Annotated in this window: 18 protein-coding genes and 3 pseudogenes; 6 read left to right on the top strand and 15 right to left on the bottom strand. The window is 61.7% G+C overall.

Annotation, left to right across the window (positions count from 1 at the left end):
* Positions 1–152 precede the first annotated feature (152 nt).
* Positions 153–806: a GntR family transcriptional regulator gene (locus tag ONR75_RS08685; RefSeq protein WP_265082233.1), complete on the top strand. Its 654-nt coding sequence runs from the start codon at positions 153–155 to the stop codon at positions 804–806.
* A gap of 636 nt (positions 807–1,442) precedes the next feature.
* Here ONR75_RS08685 and ONR75_RS08680 read toward each other — a convergent pair.
* The 9 genes and pseudogenes from ONR75_RS08680 to ONR75_RS08645 form a co-directional block, all read right to left on the bottom strand.
* Positions 1,443–1,730, bottom strand: a complete 288-nt coding sequence (locus ONR75_RS08680) for a YciI family protein (protein WP_265082232.1) — start codon at positions 1,728–1,730, stop codon at positions 1,443–1,445.
* Between the two features lie 73 nt (positions 1,731–1,803).
* Positions 1,804–2,778, bottom strand: a complete 975-nt coding sequence (locus ONR75_RS08675) for a sugar ABC transporter substrate-binding protein (protein ID WP_265082231.1) — start codon at positions 2,776–2,778, stop codon at positions 1,804–1,806.
* A 37-nt stretch (positions 2,779–2,815) separates the two neighbouring features.
* Positions 2,816–3,793 carry an ABC transporter permease gene (locus tag ONR75_RS08670; RefSeq protein ID WP_265082230.1) on the bottom strand — a complete coding sequence of 326 codons (978 nt, stop codon included), beginning with the start codon at positions 3,791–3,793 and terminating at the stop codon, positions 2,816–2,818.
* Positions 3,790–4,740, bottom strand: coding sequence for an ABC transporter permease (locus ONR75_RS08665; RefSeq protein ID WP_265082229.1), 951 nt, complete (start codon positions 4,738–4,740; stop codon positions 3,790–3,792). The genes ONR75_RS08670 and ONR75_RS08665 overlap by 4 nt, the downstream gene beginning before the upstream one ends.
* Positions 4,733–6,259, bottom strand: a complete 1,527-nt coding sequence (locus ONR75_RS08660; protein ID WP_265082228.1) for a sugar ABC transporter ATP-binding protein — start codon at positions 6,257–6,259, stop codon at positions 4,733–4,735. Before ONR75_RS08660 ends, ONR75_RS08665 begins: the two co-directional genes overlap by 8 nt.
* Positions 6,256–7,665 (bottom strand): FAD-linked oxidase C-terminal domain-containing protein, encoded by a 1,410-nt coding sequence (locus tag ONR75_RS08655; protein WP_265082227.1) that lies wholly within the window; start codon positions 7,663–7,665, stop codon positions 6,256–6,258. Before ONR75_RS08655 ends, ONR75_RS08660 begins: the two co-directional genes overlap by 4 nt.
* A gap of 150 nt (positions 7,666–7,815) precedes the next feature.
* Entirely contained in the window at positions 7,816–8,166 is a 351-nt protein-coding gene (locus ONR75_RS32725; RefSeq protein WP_413776499.1) for an NAD-binding protein, read from the bottom strand.
* Between the two features lie 129 nt (positions 8,167–8,295).
* Positions 8,296–8,672: pseudogene (locus ONR75_RS32720) on the bottom strand (NAD(P)-binding domain-containing protein); the annotation flags it as partial.
* A gap of 55 nt (positions 8,673–8,727) precedes the next feature.
* Positions 8,728–10,087, bottom strand: a pseudogene (locus tag ONR75_RS08645) (amidohydrolase family protein).
* 329 nt (positions 10,088–10,416) lie between these two features.
* Between ONR75_RS08645 and ONR75_RS08640 the strand changes: the two are divergent.
* Positions 10,417–11,475, top strand: a complete 1,059-nt coding sequence (locus ONR75_RS08640; protein WP_265082225.1) for a LacI family DNA-binding transcriptional regulator — start codon at positions 10,417–10,419, stop codon at positions 11,473–11,475.
* A 63-nt stretch (positions 11,476–11,538) separates the two neighbouring features.
* Here the strand turns inward: ONR75_RS08640 and ONR75_RS08635 are convergent, their stop codons facing one another.
* The 6 genes and pseudogenes from ONR75_RS08635 to ONR75_RS08610 form a co-directional block, all read right to left on the bottom strand.
* Complete coding sequence (locus ONR75_RS08635) at positions 11,539–12,021, bottom strand: RidA family protein (RefSeq protein ID WP_265082224.1); 483 nt, start codon at positions 12,019–12,021, stop codon at positions 11,539–11,541.
* Positions 12,022–12,142: 121 nt separating this feature from the next.
* Positions 12,143–13,021 (bottom strand): intradiol ring-cleavage dioxygenase, encoded by an 879-nt coding sequence (locus tag ONR75_RS08630; RefSeq protein ID WP_265082223.1) that lies wholly within the window; start codon positions 13,019–13,021, stop codon positions 12,143–12,145.
* A 175-nt stretch (positions 13,022–13,196) separates the two neighbouring features.
* Entirely contained in the window at positions 13,197–14,261 is a 1,065-nt protein-coding gene (locus ONR75_RS08625; RefSeq protein ID WP_413776452.1) for a maleylacetate reductase, read from the bottom strand.
* A 111-nt stretch (positions 14,262–14,372) separates the two neighbouring features.
* Positions 14,373–14,936 (bottom strand): NADPH-dependent FMN reductase, encoded by a 564-nt coding sequence (locus ONR75_RS08620; RefSeq protein ID WP_265082222.1) that lies wholly within the window; start codon positions 14,934–14,936, stop codon positions 14,373–14,375.
* Positions 14,937–15,353: 417 nt separating this feature from the next.
* Positions 15,354–15,677 carry a (2Fe-2S)-binding protein gene (locus tag ONR75_RS08615; RefSeq protein WP_265082221.1) on the bottom strand — a complete coding sequence of 108 codons (324 nt, stop codon included), beginning with the start codon at positions 15,675–15,677 and terminating at the stop codon, positions 15,354–15,356.
* An 11-nt stretch (positions 15,678–15,688) separates the two neighbouring features.
* Positions 15,689–16,926 (bottom strand): annotated as a pseudogene (locus ONR75_RS08610) (cytochrome P450).
* A gap of 283 nt (positions 16,927–17,209) precedes the next feature.
* Here ONR75_RS08610 and ONR75_RS08605 point away from each other — a divergent pair.
* The 4 genes from ONR75_RS08605 (at position 17,210) to ONR75_RS08590 (ending at position 24,107) form a co-directional block, all read left to right on the top strand.
* Complete coding sequence (locus ONR75_RS08605) at positions 17,210–19,540, top strand: molybdopterin-dependent oxidoreductase (RefSeq protein ID WP_265082220.1); 2,331 nt, start codon at positions 17,210–17,212, stop codon at positions 19,538–19,540.
* A gap of 715 nt (positions 19,541–20,255) precedes the next feature.
* Positions 20,256–20,861 (top strand): MSMEG_1061 family FMN-dependent PPOX-type flavoprotein, encoded by a 606-nt coding sequence (locus ONR75_RS08600; RefSeq protein WP_265082219.1) that lies wholly within the window; start codon positions 20,256–20,258, stop codon positions 20,859–20,861.
* The gene (locus ONR75_RS08595; RefSeq protein ID WP_265082218.1) at positions 20,862–22,469 is read left to right on the top strand and encodes a GMC family oxidoreductase; all 1,608 of its coding nucleotides are present in this window, start codon (positions 20,862–20,864) and stop codon (positions 22,467–22,469) included.
* A gap of 105 nt (positions 22,470–22,574) precedes the next feature.
* Positions 22,575–24,107 carry an ABC transporter substrate-binding protein gene (locus tag ONR75_RS08590; RefSeq protein ID WP_413776451.1) on the top strand — a complete coding sequence of 511 codons (1,533 nt, stop codon included), beginning with the start codon at positions 22,575–22,577 and terminating at the stop codon, positions 24,105–24,107.
* The last annotated feature ends 29 nt before the right edge of the window (positions 24,108–24,136 follow it).

The raw sequence follows: 24,136 nt of genomic DNA, 5'->3' as shown, positions 1-24,136 counted from the left end.
GAGCGAATTAGCCAACTATTTTGTTGATGTCAGCGACGCTTGGCCGCACACTTCGTAAGTGTATTCACTTGGGAGCGCCGGATGGTCATAGAGCCTGAACCGATCGATCTCCACCCCTCGCTGTGGCCCGATCCGGCAACCGATCATTGTCGGTGACAGAGCAGATCCGTGAGGCGATCCTCGACGGGGCGGTCAGCGCCGGCGAGCGCATCAACGAGGTCCGCTTCAGCAAGACGCTGGCGGTGTCGCGCACCCCGGTGCGGGCGGCGTTGCAGGCGCTGGCCGGCGAAGGCCTGCTCGACTACGCGCCCAACCGGGGTTTCACGGTGCGCGAATTCCCGCTCGATGCCATCGTCGACGCCTATGAGATCCGCGCCTCGCTGGAAGGCGTCGCCGCGCGCTTTGCCGCCGAGCGTGGTTTGTCCGCTGAAGAGCGCGCCGTCATCGAACGGAGCCTGATAGCCGGCGATGCGTTGCTGGCGCCGGGCCACTTCGAGGCCGGCGCCATCACCGTCTACCGCGGCATCAATGGCGATTTTCATGACACGCTGCTGGGGGCAGCGCGCAACCGCATGCTCGCCGAGATGATCCGGATCTGCCACCACGTGCCGATGTCGTCGAGCCGCAACATCGTCGCCTTCGAACACCGCGACGTCCGCCGCCGCCATGACGATCACCACCGCATCTTCGAGGCCATCCTGGCGCGGGAGCCCTACCGCGCCGAAATCCTGATGCGCGAACACGTATCCGGGGTGCGAGCTTCTCTCGTCAAGTCGCTAACTGACCAAGCTCAAAAAGGTGAATAGGCGAAAATATGTCCGCTTCGCGCCAGGAGCGGTCGGTCGAGGAAAGCCGCTCAGTATTCTGGCTGCCGCTCCGTGCAATAATGGTCAGTTGCCGCTCCGAACATGCGCCCGCCCGCACCCAGTAAGTCGATGAACGCTATCTTTTCGCACGATCAGGCCTGCGGCATCGCAGCGAGAAGAGGCGGAGCCGCTAAGTCTGCTATTCGAGTCAGCGCGACTACAGATGCAGACCCGCCGATCACGTCCAAAGTCGGATGCTCTGCTGAACAAGAAGATGCTGGGAGCGAATTTAACGTCACTTCTCGAGCGGCCGCCGCGCCGTTATCACGGCCACTCCGATCATGCCACCGTCAGGAATATGATGCACACAGGGCTCCCGACATTCACCGTCCCCTCAGTCATCGTCAGCTTGCCGTTCGACGGTTCGACACTGCGCCACCTTTGAGACCGCGGCGGCTATCGAGACCTCGCTGGAAGTCGAGACGCTCAGGGCTGGCGGAATGTTGCCGATAATCCTGCGTCGGGAAATGAACGCCCGCAGGCCAACTCGTTGCAAAACAGACTGATCGACGGCAGACGGCAGCGTCGACATCCATCGCGGGCGTCAGGTCGCCTGTCGTTCTGGAAACATGTCGGTCAGCCCTGTCGCCGGATAAAGCCTGTGATGCTGACGGTCTCCCAGATGTCCGCCGCGTAAAACGGATCGGCCGCGTTGAAGCGCTCGACAGCCGCGCGATCGGGTGCCTCGATCAGGAACAGGCTGCCGATCATGGTGGTGCCGTCATCCGCGGTCAGCGGGCCGGACATCGCGATGCTGACCCCATAAGGGCTGGTGTCGGACAGGAACGCCTTGTGGGCATCGTAGTTGGCGAGCCGTTTTGGCAGCGCGCCGCGACGGTCAATCGCGTGGAGAGCAAACAGCACATCATATCCTTTGCAGTTGCGTTGTCGGGAGGGGAGCCGTCGCTCTGCGGCGGCGGCCCCCGCCCGGCTTCAGCTATTTCTTCATACCCATTTTCGAACCCTCTTCCCAGCTCGGGCAGGCGCGGGTTTCGAGAGCCACATCATAGGGTTTGTAATTGTCCTTGGTGATGACGGTGGGGGCGAGCACGATCTCAGGCACGATCGGCTGCTTGCGGAGGTCGCGGATCGCGATCATCGTGCCGAGGCAACCCTGCAAAAAGCCGTTGTAGTCGCCGCTGGCCAGCATCTTGCCGCTCTTGATGGCGTCGACGGCTTCCTTCGTGCCGTTGATGCCGACCACCAGCGCCTTGCGGTTGGCGCCGTCCAGTGCTTCGATCGCGCCGACGGCCATCGCGTCGTTGGCGGCCAGCACGCCGTCGATCTCGGAGTTCGACTGCATCAGGTTTTCCATCACCTGCAGCGCTGCCAGGCGCTGATAGTTCGCGGGCTGCGAGGCCACCAGCTTGGCGCCGGCGTTCTCCTTCAGCGCATCGTTGAAGCCGCGGACGCGGTCAACGTTGGTCAGCGAGCCCTTGACGCCCTCGATGATCACGATCTTGCCCTTGCCGCCGAGGCTCTTGAGCAGATAGCGCGCCGTCTCCAGGCCCAGACTGTAATCGTCGGCGCCGACGAAGCTGCTGAACTTGCCGCCGGCCGAGCGGTCGGTGACGTTGACCATGGGAATGCCGGCCGCATTGATCTTCTCTGCACCCGGTACCATCGCCTTGTAGTCGACCGGGATGAAGACGATGGCCGACGGCTTCTTGACGATCACGTCCTCGATCTGGCTGAGCTGCTCGGGGATGCTGTCGGGCTTGGTGGGAATATAGTGCAGGACTTTTGCGTTCATCGATTTCGCCGCAACGTCGGCGCCAACGCGCACTGTCTGGAAATATGGATTGGTCTGGTTCTTGGTGAAGACCGCGATGGTCTCGCCGTCGGCGCGCGCCGCGGAAATCGAGGTGACGCCGGCAAGCCCGAGCGCCAGAACTGAAGTCAGCATTTTCATGGTGGTCCTCCGTGGTGTTTTTTGATTGTTGGGGTGGTTAGAATGCCCGCCGCCTTGTCATGCGGTCGAGCCAGACGGCGAGAATGACGATGGCGCCAGTGACCAGCGGCTGCCAGCTGGCGCTGATCTGCAGCAGGTTCATGCCGTTGAGGACCAGCGTCAGGATCAGCGCACCGATGAAGGTGCCGAACACGGTGCCGACGCCGCCGAACAGGGAGGTGCCGCCGATCAGCACCGAAGCGATGGCCGGCAGGGTCAGCGATTCCCCGATATCCGCCTCGGCCGAATTCAGCCGGGCCAGGAAGATGATCGAGGCAAGGCCGGCCATGGTGCCGGACACCGTGTAAACCAGCAGCAGGCGCGCCGCGACCGGAATGCCCGACAGCCGCGCGGCGACCGGATTGGCGCCGATGGCATAGATCTCCTGACCCCAGGTGGTGCGCTGCGCGAGGATGGTGCCGACCGCGAGAAAGATCACCAGCAAGTAGACCGGAATCGGCAGGCCGAGGAAATAGCCGCTGCCGAGCTGGCGGAACGACGGCGGAAAGCCATGGATGGTTTCGCCGGCCATATACCAGTAGGCGACGCCCTGCAGGATCCACAGCATGCCATAGGTGGCGATGAAGGAGGGAATCCGCAGCGCGGTGACCATGATGCCGTTGGCCAGCCCGATGGCCGCGCCGACGCCGATGCCCACCAGCACGCCCAGCGTCGGCGAGCCGGTGACATGGATCACGGTGCCGGCGAGGCACGCGGTCAGGCCGACATTGGCGCCGATCGAAAGATCAAGCCCGGCGGTCAGCACCACTAGCGTCAGGCCGGCGGCGACGAAGAACATCAGGCTGGCCTGGCGCAGCACGTTGAGAATGTTGTTGAGCGACAGGAAGGAGTCGGTGAGCAACGACAGCAGGACGCAGATCAGCAACGCCGCCAGCAGGCGATACGACAGCTGCAGCACGTCGCCGGAGATATGAAACCCGGTCCGTCCCGGCATGATCTTGGTGGTATCGGTCATGTCCGGCTCCGCAATCCGTCTAAGAACAAGGCCAGGATCACCAGCACGCCGACGCAGGACACCTGCACCGAGGACGGGATCGCCAGCAGGTTGAGGCCGTTGCGCAGCACGCCGACGGTGAGCACGCCGAGCAGCGTGCCGAGCAGCCAGCCATTGCCGCGCTCGAACGAGGTTCCGCCGACCGCGACTGCGGCGATGGCGTCGAACTCCAATCCGAGGCCGGCGGTGGGATGGCCGGCATTCATGCGCGCCGTCATCAGCACGCCGGCGAGCCCTGCCATGGCGCCGCCGATGGCATAGACCACGATCAGCATGCGCTCGACCTTGACGCCGGCGAAGCGCAAGGCGTCGCGGTTGCCGCCGAGCGCAAACACGAAAGTGCCGAGCCGGGTGTGATACAGCAGCAGGTAAAACGCCGCATAGGCGACAATGGCCATCACGATCGGCACCGGCAGCGCCGCGACGGTGCCCGAATAGATCTTCTGGATGGCGACGGGCATGCCGACCACGCTCTGGCCGTCGCTGACGATCAGCGACAGGCCCTGCGCCATGCCGAGCGTGCCCAATGTGGCGACGAAGGGCGGGATGCCCAGGATCGCAACCAGCCAGCCGTTCACCACGCCGAACACGCTGCCGACCGCGCAGGCCGCAAGCATACCGAGCAGCACCGAGCCGGTGGACAGAGTGACGAGCGCGACCACCAGCGACGCCAGCGTGAGCACGGCGCCCATCGACAGATCGAGCCCTTCAGTCATGATGATCAGCGTCATCGGCAGCGCCAGCAGCAGCAGCACGGTAGACTGCACCAGCACGTTGGACAGGTTCGGCACCGTCAGGAAGCCGGGACTGGTGACGGCAAAGGCGGCCACCAGGACGATCAGCATCACGGCGACGCCGGGGATGCTGCGCAAGCGGCCCACCGGCGAGTTCATTGCGACATCATGCATGATGCATCCCCATCCGGACGATGTTTTCTTCGGACAATTCGTGACGCGCCAGTTCGCCGACGATGCCGCCGTCGCGCATCACATAGGCGCGGTCGCAGACATGGACGATCTCCGCCTGCTCCGACGAGATCATCAGCACCGCCGCGCCCTTGGCGACGAGGTCGTCGATCAGCGCAAAAATTTCGGACTTGGCGCCGACATCGATGCCACGGGTGGGCTCGTCGAAGATGAACACCTTGGCGCCCGCGGCCAACCACTTGCCGATCACCACCTTCTGCTGGTTGCCGCCGGACAACAGACCGACCGGCTGCTTGGTCGACGGCGTCGCCACACGCAACTGGCGCACCAGGCCACCGCTCTCCTCGCGCGCGCGCTGTGGCACGAACAAGCCGAGCGGAAAAAGTTTTTGCAGCGCGGAGACCACCAGGTTGTCGCCGACCGATCGGATCAGCGCGAGGCCCTCGGCCTTGCGGCTCTCGGGGATCAGCGCGAGGCCCATGCGCGACGCCTTGTCGGGTCCGCCGCTGCGCAGCCGGCCGTTGAGTCGGATCTCGCCGGCGCTGGTTCGGTCGGCGCCGAAAATGGCACGCGCGACTTCGGTCCGCCCGGAGCCGACAAGGCCGCACAGCCCAACGATCTCACCGGCCCGCACCACCAGATTGATATCCTCGATGCCGCTGGCAGCCGATACGTTGCACACCTCGAGCACGATGGGACCGGGCTCGGCTGCGAAATTGCGTGGATAGCTGGTGTCGACGTTGCGGCCCACCATCAGCCGGATCAACTCGTTCGGCGAGGATTGGCCGGGCATCGCTTCGGCGACCTTCTTGCCGTCGCGCAGCACGGTGATGCGATCGCCAAGCGCGAAAACCTCGGCCATGCGATGCGAGATGTAGACGATGGCCACGCCCTTCGCCTTCAGCTTGGCGATCATGGCGAATAGCAGTTCGGTCTCGCGATCGGACAGCGCCGCCGTCGGCTCGTCCATCACCAGGATGCGGGCATCCTGGCTCAGCGCCTTGGCGATCTCGACCATCTGCTGCTGGGCGACGCCGAGCTTGTGCACCGGCGTCGACGGGTCGATATCGAATCCGATCGTTGCCAGCAAGGCCTTGGCGTCGCGCAGGATCTTGCCGCGGTCGATGGTTCCAGGCAGCCAGCCCTTCGGCTCACGGCCGAGATAGATGTTCTGCGCAATGTCGATATACGGCACCAGCGAGAATTCCTGGAAGATCACCGCGATGCCAAGCTGGCGCGCATCGGCCGCGGAGGACATCTCGACCTTGCGGCCATTGAGAAAGAACTCGCCGCCGTCGGCGGTGTAGGCGCCGCACAGCACCTTCATCAGGCTGGATTTGCCGGCGCCGTTCTCGCCGAGCAGCATGTGGACTTCGCCGGGCCAGATCGCGAACGAGACGTCCTCGAGCGCCTTGACGCCCGGAAACGATTTCGAAATGCCGCGCAGCTCGAACAGCGGCGCCGCCGCGTCGGTGGACGGCATCGGAGCGGAGGCGTTCATTCCGAGACTCCGGCTGCTGCCGGGCGGGATCTGAAGATCTTGCCGGGGTTCATCAGGTTGGCGGGATCGAGTGCATTCTTCAGCATCCGCATCACGTCGACAGCGTCGCCCAGCTCCTGTTCGAGAAAGTCGATCTTGCCGATGCCGATGCCGTGCTCGCCGGTGCAGGTGCCGTCGAAGGCGATGGCGCGCTCGACCATGCGCCGGTGCACGTCCTTGGCGCGCACCATTTCATCCTGGTCGCCGGGATTGACCAGGATCAGTACGTGGAAATTGCCGTCGCCGACGTGGCCGACGATCGGCGCGATCAGGCGGGCAACGTCCAGATCCCTCTTCGTCTCCAGCAGGCATTCGGCGAGCCGCGACACCGGCACGCAGACATCAGTGATCATCGCCCGCGCACCGGGCCGCAGGCCGAGGCCGGCATACAGCGTGTTGTCGCGGGCGTGCCACAACCGTGAGCGATCCTCTGTCGCGGTCGCCCACTGGAAGCCCTGCCCGCGATGATCGGCGGCGATCTCCTCGGCGATGTCGGCCTGCTCCTTCACCCAGGCGTCGGTGCCATGGAATTCGAAGAACAGCGTCGGCGCCTCGCGGTAGGACAATTTCCCATAAGCGTTGATGCCGCGCATCATGACGTCGTCGAGCAGCTCCATGCGCGCCACCGGCACGCCGCACTGGATCACGGCAATCGCCGTCGCCACCGCGTCGTCGAGCGTGTCGAAGCTGCACACCGCCGATGAAATCGCCTGCGGAATGGGATGCAACTTCAATGTCACTTCGGTAATGATCCCGAGCGTGCCCTCGGCGCCGACGAACAGCCGCGTCAGGTCGTAGCCGGCGGCCGATTTGCGCGCGCGTTTGCTGGTGCGAATCACCCTTCCGTCGGCGAGTACGACTTCGAGCGCCAGTACATTGTCCTTCATGGTGCCATAGCGCACCGCCATGGTGCCCGACGCCCGCGTCGACGACATGCCGCCGATGGAGGCGTCGGCGCCGGGATCGATGGGGAAGAACAGCCCGGTGTCACGCAATTGCGCATTGAGCTGCTTACGGGTGATGCCGGGCTGCACCACCACGTCGAGATCGTCGCCGTGGACGGCGACAATACGGTCCATCTGCGAGAAATCCAGACAGACGCCGCCATGGATCGCCGCGGTATTCCCTTCCAGCGAGGTGCCGGCGCCAAAGGCCACCATGGGCATGTTCATGCGCGCGCAGATCTCGACGATACGGCGAACGTCGTCGGTCGATTGCGGGAATACCACCACGTCGGGCGGCGCAGCGGCATGATAGGCCTCGCTACCGCCGTGACCGGCCAGCGTCCCGGCCGCCGTCGTGACGCGCGATCCGAACATCGCGGTCAGGCTATCGGCAACGCTCGCCACGTGATCCATGACACCCATCGTTTCCACCCCTGTGCCGGCCCGTTAATCGGACTCGCGCACCTCGTGTTCTCGCACCTCGTTCAGACAGAACGGCGCCCCGCCGGACTGGTTGTCGTTAGTTTCGGGCCGACGTCGCCGCAGCCATGATGCTGCTTTCCAAAGCCCTCGTCACGCTGCACCGCCCCCATCGGGTTCGCCGAGGCCCGACAGACGCTCGGCCAGGCGCACCGGGGCGATGAAATCGACCTCGCCCTCTCCTTGGGCGATTAGGGATCCGTAGACTTCGCGCATATGCGCAGCGAGCGGCAGCGGTACGTCAACATGGTGGCCGGCGCCGAGAATGAGGTCGAGGTCCTTGGCCATCTGACGGCAGGAAAATGTCGAGTCAAAATTGCGATGGCGCAGTGGTGCCGTCTTGTACTTGACCATCGGCGAGGCGATCGCGCTGTCGTCGAGCACGTTGAGAATGTCCTGCCACGCGATGCCGCCCTTGCGCGCCAGCGCCAGGCTCTCCGCCATCATGCCGGCGGACACCGCGATCATCAGGTTAACGGCGAGCTTGGCGTAGCGCGCCTCCTCGGCGCCACCGAGATACGTCTGCGCCCGCGTGAAACTCGCAAGCACCGGGCGCACACCGTCAAAGGCCGCTTTCGGCCCGGACACGAAACAGGTCAGCGCACCGGTATGGGCGATGCTGGCGTTGCCGGACACCGGCGCGCGCAGATAATGAATTCCCGCGGCCTCCGCCGCCGCACCCAACTCGGCGGAGATCTCGGCACTGACGGTGCTGGTCTCCACGAGAACCGCGCCGGGCGACATCGCCGCGACCACGCCGTCCGGCCCGAGCATGGCGCCGCGCAAGGCCTTGTCATCCGGCAGGGAAGCAATGACCACATCCTTGCCGACGACAGCCGCCGCAGCGCTGGTGGCCGAAACCACCCCTCGCCCGATGCCAGCGCCAGCCGCTCGGCGCCGCGGTCATAGGCCGTCACATCGAACCCTGCCTTGCGGGCCAGCACAGCCATGGGCAAGCCCATCTTGCCGACGCCGATCCAACCGATGCTTGCTGTCTTGCTCACGTCATGCCGCCTTGTTGATCTGGTTCATGTCATCGATGATGCGGCGGCCGGACGCCGCCAGCGCATCAAGCTTCTGTTGCCGGTCGGCGATCCGCATGTTGCCGTCGCGCTTCTTCCAGGCGCCGGCGATCATCACGGCCTCGACATTGGCCGGACCCGCCTGCATCACCACCGTCGAGACCGGATCGTGCACCGGCCACAGGTTCATGGCGGTGGCATTGAGGATCACCAGGTCGGCCTGCTTGCCGGGGGTCAGCGAGCCGATGCGGTTCTCGAGGCCGAGCATGCGGGCGCCTTCCATGGTCACCCAACGCAGCGCCTCGCGCACCGGGACCGTGGTGGTCGACGGAATCGCGTCGCGCGCGCGCCGCTCCACGCTGTTGTCCAGAGCGCGCTGCGTGGTCAGCGCCATCCGCGCCACCGCGAACATGTCGCCTGATATCACCGACTCCAGATCGACGCCGAGGGACGGCGCAGCACCGAGCTGCCGCAGCCGGCCGGTGATCGGAAAGCCATGGCCCTGGATCAGCTCGTTCTCCGGCGTCACCGAGAACGACACGCCGAGATCGACGAAGAGGCGCAATTCGTCGTCGGTCAGATTGTTGCCGTGCACGATGTTGATATCAGGCCCGACCAGCCCCTCGGCGACGAGAATGCCCCAGCCCTCGGGCGTGCGCGCCGCGCCGCCCCTGATGCATCGATGCGACGAGGCCGAATTCGCGGGCCAGCGAAAAATCCTGCCGCGCCACGTCGAGGATCGCATAGTGCGGCCCGAGCACGGCGAGACCCAGCGTCATCAGGCCGCTGCTGTCGGCAAACGGCCCGGCCAGCAGTCGCTCGACCTCGCGGCGCGGATGCGGCACTTCGGAAAAATGCGGCTGGCCGGGCTTTGGATCCGGCTTCGGCGAGCCATGGAAGAACGCCGCACGAATGCCGCTCTCGGTCAAGGCGGCCACCGCCGCGTCGGTATGTTCCGGCGTCGGATTGTTGTGGCACCAGTCCACCAGCGTGGTGGTGCCGCAGTCGATCTGGTTGAGCGCGCCGACCAGCGTAGCGATATGGATGTCATCGGGCCGGAACACGGTGGCCAGGCCGGAATGCATCTTTCCGAAATATTCTGGCAGCGTCCAGTTCGACGCGTAGCCGCGCAGCGCGGTCTGCCAAGTGTGCATGTGCGCATTGATCAGCCCGGGGATCACGATGCGTCCGCTGCCGTCGACGATCTCCGCGCCGTCGGCCTCGATATTCGTACCGACGGCGGCGATGCGGCCGTTCTCAACCAGAAGATCGGCGCCGGCGAGATCGCCCAGCGTGTCATCCATGGTGATGAGCGTGGCCGCCTTGATCAGGACGCGCGTCATCGGCGCATGCCCGCAACCCGCGCGTCTGCGTCCGACCGATGGGTCGCCCACGTCATGCTGCTGTGATCAATGAGTTGCCTCACCGCGACGCTCCTCCGCGCGACCATCTTCGTGGCCATTGCATCGCCGCCTCCGTGACCTAAGTCCGGTGGCTGCGTTTCATTCCCGGCGCCAATCTCGATTCTATGCACACGTTTGTCAACGGGCCGTTGCAGCCTATTTTGACGCAGCGTGCGATGCTGCTCTGCAACATCAGGAGCTGTCGCCCTCGCGATGCAGTTCGGCTACAACCGGTCGTCGACCCGTTCGGCACAAAACCGGAAGCAGCAATGGACCGCGCGAAAAAGAAGGATGGCAAGACACCGCCGCGGATCGCGCGGGCGACGATCATCGACGTCGCGGAACGCGCCGGCGTGCACTGGTCGACAGTGTCGCGCGCGCTCAATCCGGCAAAGCGGCACCTGATCTCGGCGGAAATGATCGAGCGGATTTCCGCCTGCGTCGAACAACTCGGCTATCGGCAGAACGCCATGGCGTCGGCGCTGCGCACCCAGAAGACCCGCACCATCGGCGTGATCGTGTCGAATCTCGGTGACCCCATCCATCCGCCCATCGTGCGCGCCATCGAGGATCGCTTCGGCGAGATCGGCTACGTCGCATTCGTCGGTAACACCGACAACGATTCCGAACGCGAGGCGGCATTGATCGATCGCTTCATCGCCCAGGGCGTCGACGGGCTGATCGTGGCGACCTTCAAGCTGAAGGATCCGCTGGTCGACAAGTGCCTGCAGGCCGGCGTGCCGACCGTGGCCGTGTTCCGCGATCCGCAGCGGCCAGAAATCCCCAGCGTCCGCGTTGATGACGGCGGCGCGATGGCGCAGGCGGTGCGGCATCTGGTCGGTCTGGGGCACCGGCATATCGCCCATGTCGGCGGTCCCCAAAACGTCTCCACCGGTCGCAACCGCTACCGCGGTTTTGTGCGCGCGCACCGGGCCTCATTCGGCGCCGGCCGCAGCTTGATCGCAACGTTCGGCAAGGCCTTTACGGTCGAGGACGGCCGCGCCGCCTGCGACACGTTGCTGGAACGGCATCCGAGCGTCACCGCGATCGTCGCCGGCAATGACATGCTGGCGATCGGTTGCCTGAGCGCGCTGAACAGCCGCACCATCAGATGTCCCGACGACATCTCGCTGGTGGGTATGAACGACATGCTGTTTATGGACGCCGTCAATCCGCCGCTGACCACCATGCGGACGCCGTCGCACGACCTCGGCCGGAAAGCGGCCGATCTGCTCATCGGTCTGATCGAAGGCAAAGCGATCGCCAGGACCAAGCTTGTCCTGCCTTCCGATCTCATCGTGCGAGCGTCGTCCCGCGCTTTGCTTTGATGCATAGAGCGAGGGGCGGTGTCGTTCTTCTGTCTGAACTCTGACCCGCTTTCCGCCCAGTCGTTAGCGCGGCGGCAATGCGACGACCGCTTCCACTTCGAACAAGGCGGCGTCTGCAGCCAGACGGGACACTTCGACGGTCGTGCTCGCCGGCGGAGCGGCCGTATTGACAAATGTATCGCGGACTTCACGCAGGACCGGAAGCTGCGCCCGGATATCCGTCATATAGTGATTGACCTTGATGACGTCCTTGAAGCTTGCGCCGACGGAGTCCAGTGCGGCCTTCAGGTTTTGGTAGGCCTGTGTCGCCTGCGCTTTGAAATCGCCCGGTTCGCCGGCAAATTTACCATCGGGCTTCACGCCCAACTGGCCCGCAATAAAGATCAGGCGATGCGGACCGGAGACTTCCACGACATGCGTGTAGCCGGGCCCCTTCGCGATGGCCGGCGGATTGGAAAACGTGTTTTCGGCCTGCGCAGCGGTCGCTCCCGAGATCAAGAAAAGTACGCCAACGTTCAACACCATGTTCTTCAGATTCTTAAGCATCGTAATCACACCTTTCGCTGTTTTGTGAAGCGGAGCGAGCAATCAGTCGCAACGCTACCCGTTAAGTCCTGCAGATTTATTCGGCGTTGGCCTGCAAACAACGCGCATGTCGAGCGACGTGCTACGCGACCTTTGGCAGGGCCGGTTTCAGTCCGAAATCGTAATGGAGATGATAGTAAGGTCGATCCTGAAGGCTTCCGTCTGGAGCCGTTCCGGCATCCTTGCGGACGAATTCCCTGATCAGCGTATCCTTGACTCCAAACACCACATCGGAGTCCAGATACTGGTCGCCGGCCACGAATACATGCGTCACGAGTTGCTCGAAGCCGGGTGCCGAGATCATGAAGTGGACGTGCGCAGGCCGCCACGGATGACGCCCTTGCGCCTCCAGCATGTCTCCCACCGGACCGTCATGCGGGATGGGATAGGCGGCAGGCTTGATCGACCAGAACCGAAAGCGACCCTGCCCGTCCGCGTGAAAACGGGCGCGCATCGCCAGATCGCCGATCTTGTCGAGTTGCTGGACGTCGTAGTACCCGTCGTCGTCGGAATGCCAGACGTCGATTGTCGCATCGGCAATCGGCTTGCCGTCCGGCGTCGACACGCTGCCGGTCACGACCATCGGCTCGCCTTCCATACCGCCCGAGATATTGTCGCCCAGTTGCTTTTCCGGAGCCGCCTGCACGAAAAAGGGCCCGAGCACGGTCGTATCGGTCACCCCGACCTCGGCGCCGTGGTTGATGGCATCGACGAGCATCGACACACCGAGTGCATCGGACAGCAGGATGAACTCCTGCCGCTTGTCGTCGCACATCTGCCCCGTGCGCGTCAGGAAAGCGATCCCCTGCTCCCATTCAGCCTGCGTGGGGCGGATCTCGCGGACGAATGCATGAAGATGGCGGATCAGCGCCTCGCTGACCTGCCGGGTCCGCGGCAACTTTGCCTCCGCAACGCGCGCGAGGACAGCATCTGTAATGGTGTTTTCGTTGAAATTTCGCATGACGACCTCACTCTAGCTTCGGCTGGCCGAGGCCTGACAGGCGTTCGACGCATCGGATCGTGACAATGAAACCGACCTCTCCATCGCTTTGGGCAACGAGAGATCCGTCGATTTTGTGCGCCTGCGCGGCGGGCTCCTCCGGACCTCGACGATCCGATCGCGCCCGATCAGCATGTCAGCCCGCCGCTTTTGGACGCTCGCCGTCCCACGCGCGCGCAATCAGGTCGCGAATGGCGTCGCGCTCCAAAGGCCGCGGATTCCAATAGGCATTCTGAACGGCAATATCGGCCGCACGCTCGATTCCGTCGCTCGGCATGCCGATGTCGCGCAAAGCGAGCTTCGCGCCGAGACCCTTCGCGAGATCGAACAGTCCCTGCCCAGCGTCGCTGGCGCCGAGCGCCCGCGCGACGCGCGACGCGGCGACCGGCACGGCAGGCGCATTGTAGGCCATGGCATGCGGCAGCACGATCGTGTGGGTCTCGGCATGCGGGAGATCGAAGGTGCCACCGAGCGTGTGGCACAGCTTGTGGTGCAGACTCATGCCGACGGCGCCCAGACAGGTGCCGCACAGCCACGCACCGCGCAGCGCATCGTCGCGCGCATCGGCATTATCGCCATTGACAAGCCGCGGCAGCGCACTGGCCAGCAGCCTGATCCCCTCCTCAGCCATCAGCGAGATCACGGGATTTCCATCCCGGGCATAGAGCGCCTCGACGGCATGGGCGATTGCATTGATCCCGGATGTGACAGCGAATGCCGCCGGCAGCGTGCGCGTCAATTCCACATCATAGATCACTGTCTCGGGAAGGATCCTGAGATCGGACCGCGTCGTTTTCAATCCGTCTTGGGTCTCGCCGAGAATCGGCGTCATTTCCGATCCGGCATAGCTTGTCGGTACGACGATCTGCGGCAAATCGGTCCGGAAGGCGATCGCCTTGCCGAGGCCGATCGTTGACCCACCGCCGACTGCCACGACGCCATCCGCCGACAGCAGCTTTACCTGCTGCATGGCCTGTTCTGTGATTTCCACCGGCGTGTGCATGGCCGCGCCGGAATAGATCCCGGCCGCGCGATCCCCGATCATGGCGGAGATCGAGTTGCCCTGCTCCAGCTGATGTGGCGTCGTGAGAACAAGAGCGCGCCGGATGCCGAGGCGATCGAGTTCGGCGTTGAGATCGGCGAGGCGCCCGGCGCCAAACAGCACGCGCATGGGCGCAGCCTGATAAATAAAGTTTTCCATGATTCTGCCACCCTCAGATTCTCAGCAACGCGACATACGCCGCAGCGAGCGCGCTTTTCTCCAATCGAACCGGTACGCCTGCCTGGCAGGCGCACCGGCCTTTGAGTCTGCCTATTTGAGTCGTTCCGCGAAGGTAGCGAACGCTTCCAGGTGTGCTTTTACAAAGTTGACTGTCGTTTCGTCGGTGATCTTTCCCGCTTCCACATCGACCTTGCCATTGATGCCGCCGATCATGACTTCGGGCTTCGTAAAGGCGATTGCGTCCAGGAAGACCAGGACCTGACGGAGATGATACTGCATCCTGGCGCCGGCAATCGGCCCCGGAGATCCGGACATGATCGAGACAGGCTTACCTGAAAATGGCGCATCCGGGAGACGCGACAGCCAATCGAGCGCGTTCTTCAATCCGCCTGGAATTGAGTAGTTGTACTCGGGAGACACAACGATGACGCCGTCGGCGGACTTGATAGCCTCCCCCATTGCGACCACGGGCGCCGGGAAGCCGTGTGCATGGGCATCTGCATCGTAGATTGGAAACTGGCCGACGGACTGCAAAAATGTGATCTTCACGTTGGCTGGCGCGAGAGAAGGCAAGGCCTTCGCGAAGGCTGCATGAAAGGAGCCTTTACGAAGGCTCCCGAGCATGACAACGAAGTTGAGAGGGGACTTATTCATAGCATATTCCTATCGTTACGATCAAAGATTTGGGTACTGAGCGGCGGAGATCGCCGCACATTGCGAGTGATGGCAACGCCAGTGACAAAAAAACTGGTCAAGCGTCAATCGGAGCGGATGTAAATTCTCGCGCTGTTCAGATGGGGGCACGCGCAAACCTCTGCTGTACCGCGCGAATCTAATTGATGCTCAGTGAATGAGCATCACGACCTGCCACGGACCAGCTTCACAAGTCGCTCCCCTACGTCGTACCCGAAATTTGCAAAATCATGCGAGAACTACGCGGCAGGTCGGATATCCAAGTGTTTGCCGCGCCACCTATTGGACTAGCAGCCAGTGCGAGCGTCGACTTCAGATATCCCATTATTCTGCCTTGCATAAGGTGCCGCTTCGGCCGGCGCCAGCGCATCGGGAGAATCACACCTGCCGCTCCGGCAGTCTCAGCACGATACCGTCGAGCGCGGACGTAACATGGATCTGGCAGGACAATCGGCTAGTCGGCAGCCGTTCGGTCGCAATGCCCTCGAGCAGCGCATCCTCGTCGTCGCTGACGTCAGGCAGGCGCGCGAGCCAGCTCTCGTCGACATAGACATGGCAGGTCGCGCACATCGCGTTGCCGCCGCATTCGGCCAGAATGCCTTTGAGCCCGTGGCGGGTCGCGGCCTGCATCGCGCTGTCGCCGTCGCTGATCTCGACACGGTCGGACTTGCCGTCGGGATGGATGAAAATGATGGCGGGCATAATATTTCTCCTCAAGCCGGGGTAACGGTGACTGGCAGGCTATCGAGTCCACGCAGCGTGTTGTTGAAACGGCGTTTCGGCTCGCCCGTTATCTCGATCTTGGCAATCCGCTGCGCAAGCGCGGTCAGCATGACCTCACCTTCGAGGCGGGCGACAAGTTGCCCGACACACATGTGGATGCCGGAGCCGAAGCCAACATGACCGGAGGTGCGGCGGGTGATGTCGTAGCTGTCAGGCGCGTCCCAGCGCCGCGGATCGCGGTTAGCGGCCCCGAGGAACATCAGGACCTTCTCGCCTTCGCCTATGCGATGGCCGGATATCTCGACTTCACGCGTGGTCGTCCGGAAGAAGGTCTGGACCGGGCTTTCGAAGCGGACCGCCTCCTCGAACGCGCTGCGCGCCAGCGTCGGATCCTGGCGCAGCAGCGCAAACTGTTCGGGGAATCGCGCGAGACAATAGACGGCGGCCCCAATTCCGTTGACGGTCGTATCGATGCCGGCCGAGAGCAACGCTCGCACGAGGAGCGACGCCTCCGCTCCGGTAATATCGCCGGTATCGGCCCGCGCGTGGATACAGCCGGCAAATCCCTCCGGCGCCACGTTTTCGCGCTGGCATTGCTCCTGGACGTAGGCCTGATGCGGCGCCGAGCGTTCGAGCGCCTTTTGGCGCAGCTCATTCGGCGGACCGAATGCATTGAAGCCAACGACCGCATAGGGCAGCAGATGTTCGCGCCCTTCCTGTTTTAGCCCCAATGCATCGGGGAAGACGGACATCGGGAAGGCTTCCGCCAGGTCGGCGATCGCATCAAAACTTTTCAGTTTCAGCAATTCGTCAACCTTTGCGGCAGCGGCGGCGGCGAAGCCCTCGCGCAACCGCTTCACCACGCTTGCCGACAGCACCTGATTCAGCACCGCGCGCGTTCTTGCATGCGCCGGCGGATCGGCTTCGAGAATAATACTCTGCGGACGCCACGGCTTCTCCTTAGCGAAATCGCTAAGGCCCACACCGCGACCCGAACAAAAAGTGAGCGGATCGTTGAGCACGGCGTGCACTTCGGCATAACGCGCCACCGCATAGACGTTCCATTTGTCGAGATAAACGACCGGCCCGGCCTCCCGCAAAAGATCATGGGTCGGATAGGGATCGGAAAAAACTCGGTTGAGAACGGATCGACGTCCAGATGCGGAATACCTGACAATCCCTCAATCGCGCCGCTGTCGGCTGCCGGTCCGGAATTCGCTGCACTCATTTTGATCTCCCGAATCTCTTTACAGGGTACACGCCGAGTTCTCGCCTAAATCATTAAGACATAACGTCAAATTCCCGGATGTGCTCTCGAAGCTGGCCGTCGCAGCACGGGGCAATCCTTGCCCATCCGTAATATTACAAAAAATACTCTTTGAAATAAAGAGGTAATATTTATAACGTCAACAAAAGCCCCGATAAGCTGAGCAAGCGATCTGGCCATCGAGATTCGAGACCCCGCCCTAAAAAGCAATTTTAATGCCGAATTTGCGAGCGAGAGCAGCAGCATGAAAAAGATGACCCAGACCGCGTCGCATTGGGGCGTATTCAACGTCGAAACTGCCAATGGCGAAATTCTCGGCACCACGCCTTTTTCGAGGGATCCGCGACCAGCCAGCTATGTCGGCTCTCTGCCTGAAACCGTTCGGCATGAGCTGAGGATCGAACGCCCCCACGTGCGGGAAAGCTACCTTCGCCATCGCGAGAAAGCCCCGCGCAACCGAGGTGGCGAAGCCTTCGTTCCGGTTTCATGGGAAGTCGCGCTTGATTTGATTGAAGATGAGCTCCGCCGCGTCAAGGACCGCTACGGTAATGAGGCCATCTATGGGGGGTCCTATGGCTGGGCCAGCGCAGGTCGTCTCCACCACTCCCCCAGCGTCTTGAAACGCTTTCTTGGGCTGCATGGCGGGTACGTCGATAAGGCCGGGAATCATAGCTTCGGCGCCGCGGCTCATATCATGCCTTACGTCATAGGCGACCGAGATGTTCCATCTCAGTCGGTCCCTTTTTCCGAGATGATCGAGCACACAAAGCTCTTCATTATGTTCGGTGGAACCGCTCTCAAAAACTCCCAGATTGATGCGGGCGGTACGGTGCTGCACACGGTGGACGCTTGCTTTGCAGCGGCGAAGGCTCGTGGCATTCGCTTTGTCAACATCAGCCCGTCTCGAGATGATGCTGCTGCATCGCTGGGCGCAGAGTGGCTGCCCATCCGGCCAAATACCGACACGGCCTTTATGCTCGGCTTGGCGCATACCATCGTGGCTGAGGATCGCCACGACCGCGCGTTTCTTGCGCGCTATTGCGTCGGGTTTGAGCGCTTCGAAAACTACTTGCTGGGACGCACGGACGGTGTGCCAAAAGATGCGTCATGGGCGGCTGCGCTCACGGGGATTTCAGCTTCGACCATCGCCGACCTTGCGCGTCGCATGGCGGAGACACGCACATTGATCAACACAAGCTGGTCGGTGCAAAGAGCGGATCATGGCGAACAACCGGTGTGGATGACCGTTACATTGGCGGCGATCCTCGGGAAAATCGGGCTTCCAGGAGGCGGGTTCAGTCTGGGCTTGGGGGCGACCAACAGCATTGGAATGACGTGTCTGGACATCCCGCGACCGAAGCTTCCGCTCGGGCCCAATCCCATCCGCACGCACGTGCCTGTCGGGCGTGTCGCGGAAATGTTGCTTAATCCTGGCACTGAGCTGCAATACAACGGCAAGGCTCTCAAACTCCCCGACATCAAACTGATCTATTCAGTGGGAGGCAACCCGTTTCACCACAATGCCAACCTCAATCGCTTTGTCGAGGCGTGGCAGCGGCCGGATACAATCATCGTCCATGAGCCGTGGTGGACGCCGCCAGCCCGGTTTGCCGACATCGTGTTGCCCGCGACGACCACGATGGAACGGAACGATATCCTCGCCACGGAGCGCACCAGCTTCTATATCGCCATGCATAAGGTGATAGAGCCGGTCGGCCAGAGCAGAAACGATTTTGACGTTTTTGCTGAATTGTCGGCGCGTCTGGGTTTTCATGACGCTTACACGTGCGGTCGCAACGAGATGGGCTGGCTGCGCCACATGTATGAGGAAGCCCGGAAAATCGCGCAGGAACGCGGCTACTCGCCCCCTCCGTTCGATACATTCTGGGCCGAAGGATCTTACGAATTCCCGTCGCTTCAACAGGACGAGACATTCTTGGGTGCATTCCGTTCGGATCCCGAAACGAACCGGCTTGACACCCAGTCCGGCAAAATCGAGCTCACCTCCGCGCTCATCGAGAGTTTCAACTATGACGATTGCCCGGCTCATGCGACCTGGATCGAGCCGGCGGAGTGGCTCGGAAGTGGCAAGGCCGATAAATATCCCATCCATCTTCTCTCTCATCAGCCGTCCGTCCGCTTGCACAGCCAGTTGGATATGTCTCCGGTGAGCCGGGCCTCTAAGCTCAACGGCCGAGAGCCCATCAGTCTGAGCTACGAGGACGCAAGCGCCCGCGGCCTGACCGAGGGTGATCTTGTGCGCGTCTATAATGATCGAGGTGCATTCATAGCCGCGGTAAAGATCGTGGACAGCCTACGCCCAGGGGTTGCCCAGATGGCGACCGGTGCGTGGTACGATCCCTCTGAACCGGGGAAGGTCGGCTCTCTCGAAAAACACGGCAATCCGAACGTCGTGACCGACGACAGGGGCACTTCGCAGTTGGCACAGGGCTCAATTGCGCAGACCGTGCTTGTCGAAATCGAAAAATGCATGGTCGCGCCACCGGTGACAGCATTCGATCTACCGACGATCACCGAGCTTCCCCCACCTCCTCTTGATATCGGAAGCCGCTGATCTCAAAAACCTGGAGCCCCGCTCTATGACGTCGATGTTAGCGCGCAGGACGCGGAGCAATCGCCACGGGACATCCACAGGCCGCGGCTGATGAGGCGAGCGGGTTCATTTCAGGGGCCGTTCTGAGCATTGCGCCGGTGAGCTCTCGGTCTGGCCGGACGGACGCGAGCCCGTGAGGGCCGACTTGGGGCCAAAGAGCGTTGTCGTTCTTTTCCAGAACCGGCACTATCAGGAGAAAATGGGCAACCGGGGGCTGAGGCGCGCAAGGCCCATGTCGTCCTATTAACGGACCAGTACTTATCTCCGCTTGCTTAGCATGTGACGTCTCTACTCATGTCCAGCAACAGGCGCCCCCGTCTATTCGATTCTCTCGTCGGTGCCGCAGCTCTAACCGAATTTGTCGTCCTAGAGGGCGCTCACGCGATGAGCGCTCCAGCTAAAAGCGCCTCACCGATCTTCCCGCCTTTCAGCAGGACAATAAGAAGCGTCTCGGAGCTTGATCCGTTAAGGGCGGGAATAAATGGCCTTTGACCACTACGCGCAGCTTGTGGTGCACCGTCGTTAGGTGGCGGTTGGAGAAGAATACTGCCACGTGAATAGGCAGCTGGGTATGAAAATTACCGCTTGCCAGAATTATGTACAATTCATAACATCGTAATACTGGAAGCTCAAAACTCGGGCCTCATGACAATTTACCTCGTGCGAGAGAATTGCCTTGACCGATCTTGCTGCAAGTGACCTCGACGCAATCTATCCCAGGCCGAATTCGCGTGTGCTCGCGAAAGCGTGTCCTTCGATCGATGGTCATGCTCAGCGGTTCATCGCTATGTCGCCATTCTGCGTGATCGCTACGACGGGTGCAGACGGAAGCGCCGATGCATCACCGCGCGGCGGAAATCCCGGCTTCGTTCATGTCGAAGGCCCCAACCTGCTGTTGATGCCGGATCGGGCCGGCAACAATAGGCTCGACAGTCTCAGAAACATTATCGAAGGAAGCGGCTCTGTCCATCTGCTCTTCTTCGTGCCGGGCATCGATGAAGTGCTCCGGATCAATGGCAGGGGCGTCGTCACCGCTGAACCAGAGCTCCTGAATCGGATGATCGAATTCGGCAAGGAGCCTAGAGCGGTTCTCCGTATAGAAGTGGAAGAAACTTACTTCCACTGCGGCAAGGCCGCAATGCGGTCCAAGCTCTGGTCAGACGAGGCGCGCGTCAAGCGGTCTAGTTTTCCTAGCATCGGTGAGATCAATCATGATCGCACTTCACTCGGCGAGCCGGAACGTCAGGCCGTCGTTGAAGCGATTTATAAAGAGCAGTTGTAAATGGCCAATTCACGCTCAGATCAGAGTTACGAATTCATCGTCGTCGGTGGTGGAACTTCCGGTAGCGTCATTGCCGGCCGGTTAGCCCAGGCAGGCCGTTCGGTCTTGCTGCTTGAGGGTGGCCGCGATGACAATACCTCGTTCATTCACATGCCAGGCGGTTTCGTCCGCTTGTTTACAAGCGATCGAGTGGTGGCTTATCAAACGACGCCACAGAACAATGCCGATTCCCGAACCTTCTTTATCCCGCAGGCAAACACGTTGGGGGGCGGAAGTTCGGTCAACGCCATGATCTATATCCGCGGCTCGGCGGAAGATTACAACGAATGGCGAGATCTAGGATGCACCGGCTGGGGCTGGGATGACGTCTTGCCGTTTTTCAAGAAGTCAGAATGCAACGATACGCTTTCCGAGCCGTATCACGGAGTCGATGGGCCCGTTAAAGTCAGCAACGCCTGGCACGGAATCCCGACCAATCTCGCCTTCATCAAGGCTGGCCAAGAGATTGGACTCCCGTACAATCACGATTTCAACGGTCAGCGACAAGAGGGCGTCGGTTTCTATCAGTCGACTTGCTTCAAGGGGCGTCGCAGCAGCTCTGCGGTGAGCTATTTATCGCCGCGAAATCTTCACCCAAAGCTGACGGTGCGGACGAACTGCAAGGTGCTGAAGCTCGTCATCGAGGGGACGCGGGTAACCGGCGTTGTTTATCGTGGGAAAGATGGTTTAACGCATGAAGAGCGCGCCGCGAGAGAGGTCATACTGGCAGCGGGCGCGCTGGCTTCGCCGAAGATCCTGCAACTTTCCGGAATTGGACCCGCGCCGCTGCTCAAGGACAAGGGTATCGATGTCGTTTACGATGCCCCCGAGGTCGGTGAGAATTTTCAAAACCACGTCGAGGTGCCGTTACATTGCAGGTTGAAGGATCCAATCAGCCTGTTTGGCCAAGACAAAGGCTTTGCTGCACTTAAACATGGTTTGCAGTACGCGCTGTTTCGAAGCGGTCTGTTAGCCTCCAGCATCTGCGAGGCCGGCGCGTTCATCGATACCCAGGGAGCTGGCCGGCCGGACGTTCAGCTCTACCTGATCCCCTCTTTGTTCGGTTCGCCGGAATGGCCTGCACCTCCCGGCCATGGCGTCTCGATCTGCGTGCAGCTGCTGCGGCCCAAATCGCGCGGATCCGTGAGACTGAAGAGTGCCGCACCCGACGACCCCGTGGTTTTCGATGCGGGAGCGCTGGCGCATCAGGATGACGTCGATACCATCGTACGCGGCATCGAGGTCGCGAGGCGGATTATAAAGGCGCCGTCATTGGCCCGACTCGCCAACGGCGAGATCTATTCATCGCCTGAGGGCGAGGAGGACGCCGGTAATCCCGAGGGCTTCGTCAGGAAGTATACCCGCGCGGTCAGTCATGTTGCGGGTACCTGTCGTATGGGGGCTGATACGCGAGCCGTTGTCGACGTGCAGCTCCGTGTTAACGGCTTGTCTGGGCTGAGGGTGGCCGACGCTTCCGTCATCCCGAAATTGGTGAGCGGCAATACCAACGCCATTTCAACGCTAATCGGCGAACGTTGTGCGGATTTCGTACTTCGCAGCCTCGACTAAGGGCTGCCAAACATCGGACGGGCGTGCTCGCGTGCGGGTCTAGATGGAGTGCGAAAATCTGACGTTTTGGTACTTTATTTTTGATGTATATGAGGGGAGACGACTATGCTGCTGACAAGACGCCAGTCGCTCGCACTTGGTGCGGGTGCACTTTTGCAAGAAATGCTTTTCGCAAACTCGCGAGCGGTTGCCGCCGGATCGGATACACTGACCATTGCTTTCAACGTCAATTTGCAAGCCTTCGATCCAACCGTCGGACAACAGTCGGTAAATCCGACGACCCAGGCCATCTATCGCTCGATTTTCGACCAGTACGTCGGTCAGAAGCCCGACCTCACGTTTGAGCCAGGGCTGCTCACGGCCTGGGGTTGGAATGAGGACAAGACCAAGGTCTGGATGGACGTTCGCAAGGATGTGAAATGGCATGACGGCGCGCCATTCACGCCGGAAGACGTGGTCTGGTCGCTGGAGCGCGCCGCGAAAAAAGATGGCGGGAACCCGGCATACTTTATCTGGGCGACCGCCGGAAACTACAAAATCGATGGGAATCGCATCACCGGCGACGTACTGCGCTTCGAGCCGACATTTTTCATGTGGATGGCTTTTCTCACCGCATACGTTTTGCCGAAGGCCTATTACGAGAAAGTGGGCGCGGAAGGCTTCGAGAAAAAGCCAATTGGCACCGGCCCCTATATGGTCGACGAATATTCCGGCAATGCGTTCCTGCGCCTGAAAGCCAACCCGAATTATTGGGGCCGGAAGCCAACATTCCAGACCGTGATCTTCAAGTTCGTACCCGATGCCACCACGCGCGTGGCCGAGATTGAGTCCGGATCGTCAGACGTCACGCTGGAGGTACCGTACGAGGAATACGATCGGCTGATCGCCAAGAAGGGCCTTGCCGGCGTGGCAGCGCCGATCTCAGACGTCGCCATGATCTTCATCACCAACAAGAACGTGATGCTCGACAAGAACGTCCGACTGGCGGCGATCCATGCGATCGACAAGAAGGCGATCGTCAGTCGTCTGCTGCACGGCTACGGCGTGCCGATCGATACGCTAGAGGCGCCGGAATATTCGGCCTTCGATCCCTCTATCAAGACGTCCTACGACCCGAAGAAGGCGGCCGAACTACTCAAGGCGTCAGGCTACTCCCCAGAGAAGCCGGTCAAGTTCACGATCCAGTCGACGCGCGGGTTCAAGCCGAAAGACTACGAGATGATCCAGGCGATCGTCGGCATGTGGCGTAAGGTCGGCATCGAGGCGGAGATTGAAGTGTACGAGATCGCCAAGCACTTCGAGCTGCGCACCACCCATAAATTGGCGCCCGCTGCCTTCTACAACTGGGGAGACGCGATCGGCGATCCGACCTGCTCGACGGGCTACGCGATGTTCGGCCCCTCGCCACACTCCGCCTGGAAATCGGATGATCTCGACGCGAAAATGGGGCCGCTTTGGGCGGAGAAGGACGAAAAGAAGCGGATCGATGGCTGGAAGGCCGTTAACCGGTACATCGAGGAACAGGGCTACGTGATCCCTCTTCTGCAGTATGTCCAGCCGATCGTCTATAAGTCCTCACTGAAGGTAACGCCGAATACGTCTGGCGCTCTACAGCCCGTATTGGTTGCCAACGCATAGGCCCGAGTACAGGCTTCGATCCACCTCCG

This window comes from Rhodopseudomonas sp. P2A-2r (assembly GCF_026015985.1).
In the GTDB taxonomy this organism is placed as follows: domain Bacteria; phylum Pseudomonadota; class Alphaproteobacteria; order Rhizobiales; family Xanthobacteraceae; genus Tardiphaga.
The sequence above is the reverse complement of the archived record's forward strand: the minus strand, read 5'-3'. Positions and strand labels throughout refer to the sequence as shown.

Excerpts from the sequence above, each read along its gene's own strand:
- ONR75_RS32725 (WP_413776499.1), bottom strand. The coding sequence starts at position 8,166 with ATGGCGGAGAGCCTGGCGCTGGCGCGCAAGGGCGGCATCGCGTGGCAG.
- ONR75_RS08675 (WP_265082231.1), bottom strand. The coding sequence starts at position 2,778 with ATGAAAATGCTGACTTCAGTTCTGGCGCTCGGGCTTGCCGGCGTCACC.
- ONR75_RS08655 (WP_265082227.1), bottom strand. The coding sequence starts at position 7,665 with ATGGGTGTCATGGATCACGTGGCGAGCGTTGCCGATAGCCTGACCGCG.
- ONR75_RS08615 (WP_265082221.1), bottom strand. The coding sequence starts at position 15,677 with ATGCCCGCCATCATTTTCATCCATCCCGACGGCAAGTCCGACCGTGTC.
- ONR75_RS08630 (WP_265082223.1), bottom strand. The coding sequence starts at position 13,021 with ATGCGAAATTTCAACGAAAACACCATTACAGATGCTGTCCTCGCGCGC.
- ONR75_RS08660 (WP_265082228.1), bottom strand. The coding sequence starts at position 6,259 with ATGAACGCCTCCGCTCCGATGCCGTCCACCGACGCGGCGGCGCCGCTG.
- ONR75_RS08635 (WP_265082224.1), bottom strand. The coding sequence starts at position 12,021 with ATGCTTAAGAATCTGAAGAACATGGTGTTGAACGTTGGCGTACTTTTC.
- ONR75_RS08640 (WP_265082225.1), top strand. The coding sequence starts at position 10,417 with ATGGACCGCGCGAAAAAGAAGGATGGCAAGACACCGCCGCGGATCGCG.
- ONR75_RS08665 (WP_265082229.1), bottom strand. The coding sequence starts at position 4,740 with ATGCATGATGTCGCAATGAACTCGCCGGTGGGCCGCTTGCGCAGCATC.
- ONR75_RS08625 (WP_413776452.1), bottom strand. The coding sequence starts at position 14,261 with ATGGAAAACTTTATTTATCAGGCTGCGCCCATGCGCGTGCTGTTTGGC.
- ONR75_RS08605 (WP_265082220.1), top strand. The coding sequence starts at position 17,210 with ATGAAAAAGATGACCCAGACCGCGTCGCATTGGGGCGTATTCAACGTC.
- ONR75_RS08620 (WP_265082222.1), bottom strand. The coding sequence starts at position 14,936 with ATGAATAAGTCCCCTCTCAACTTCGTTGTCATGCTCGGGAGCCTTCGT.
- ONR75_RS08595 (WP_265082218.1), top strand. The coding sequence starts at position 20,862 with ATGGCCAATTCACGCTCAGATCAGAGTTACGAATTCATCGTCGTCGGT.
- ONR75_RS08670 (WP_265082230.1), bottom strand. The coding sequence starts at position 3,793 with ATGACCGATACCACCAAGATCATGCCGGGACGGACCGGGTTTCATATC.
- ONR75_RS08590 (WP_413776451.1), top strand. The coding sequence starts at position 22,575 with ATGCTGCTGACAAGACGCCAGTCGCTCGCACTTGGTGCGGGTGCACTT.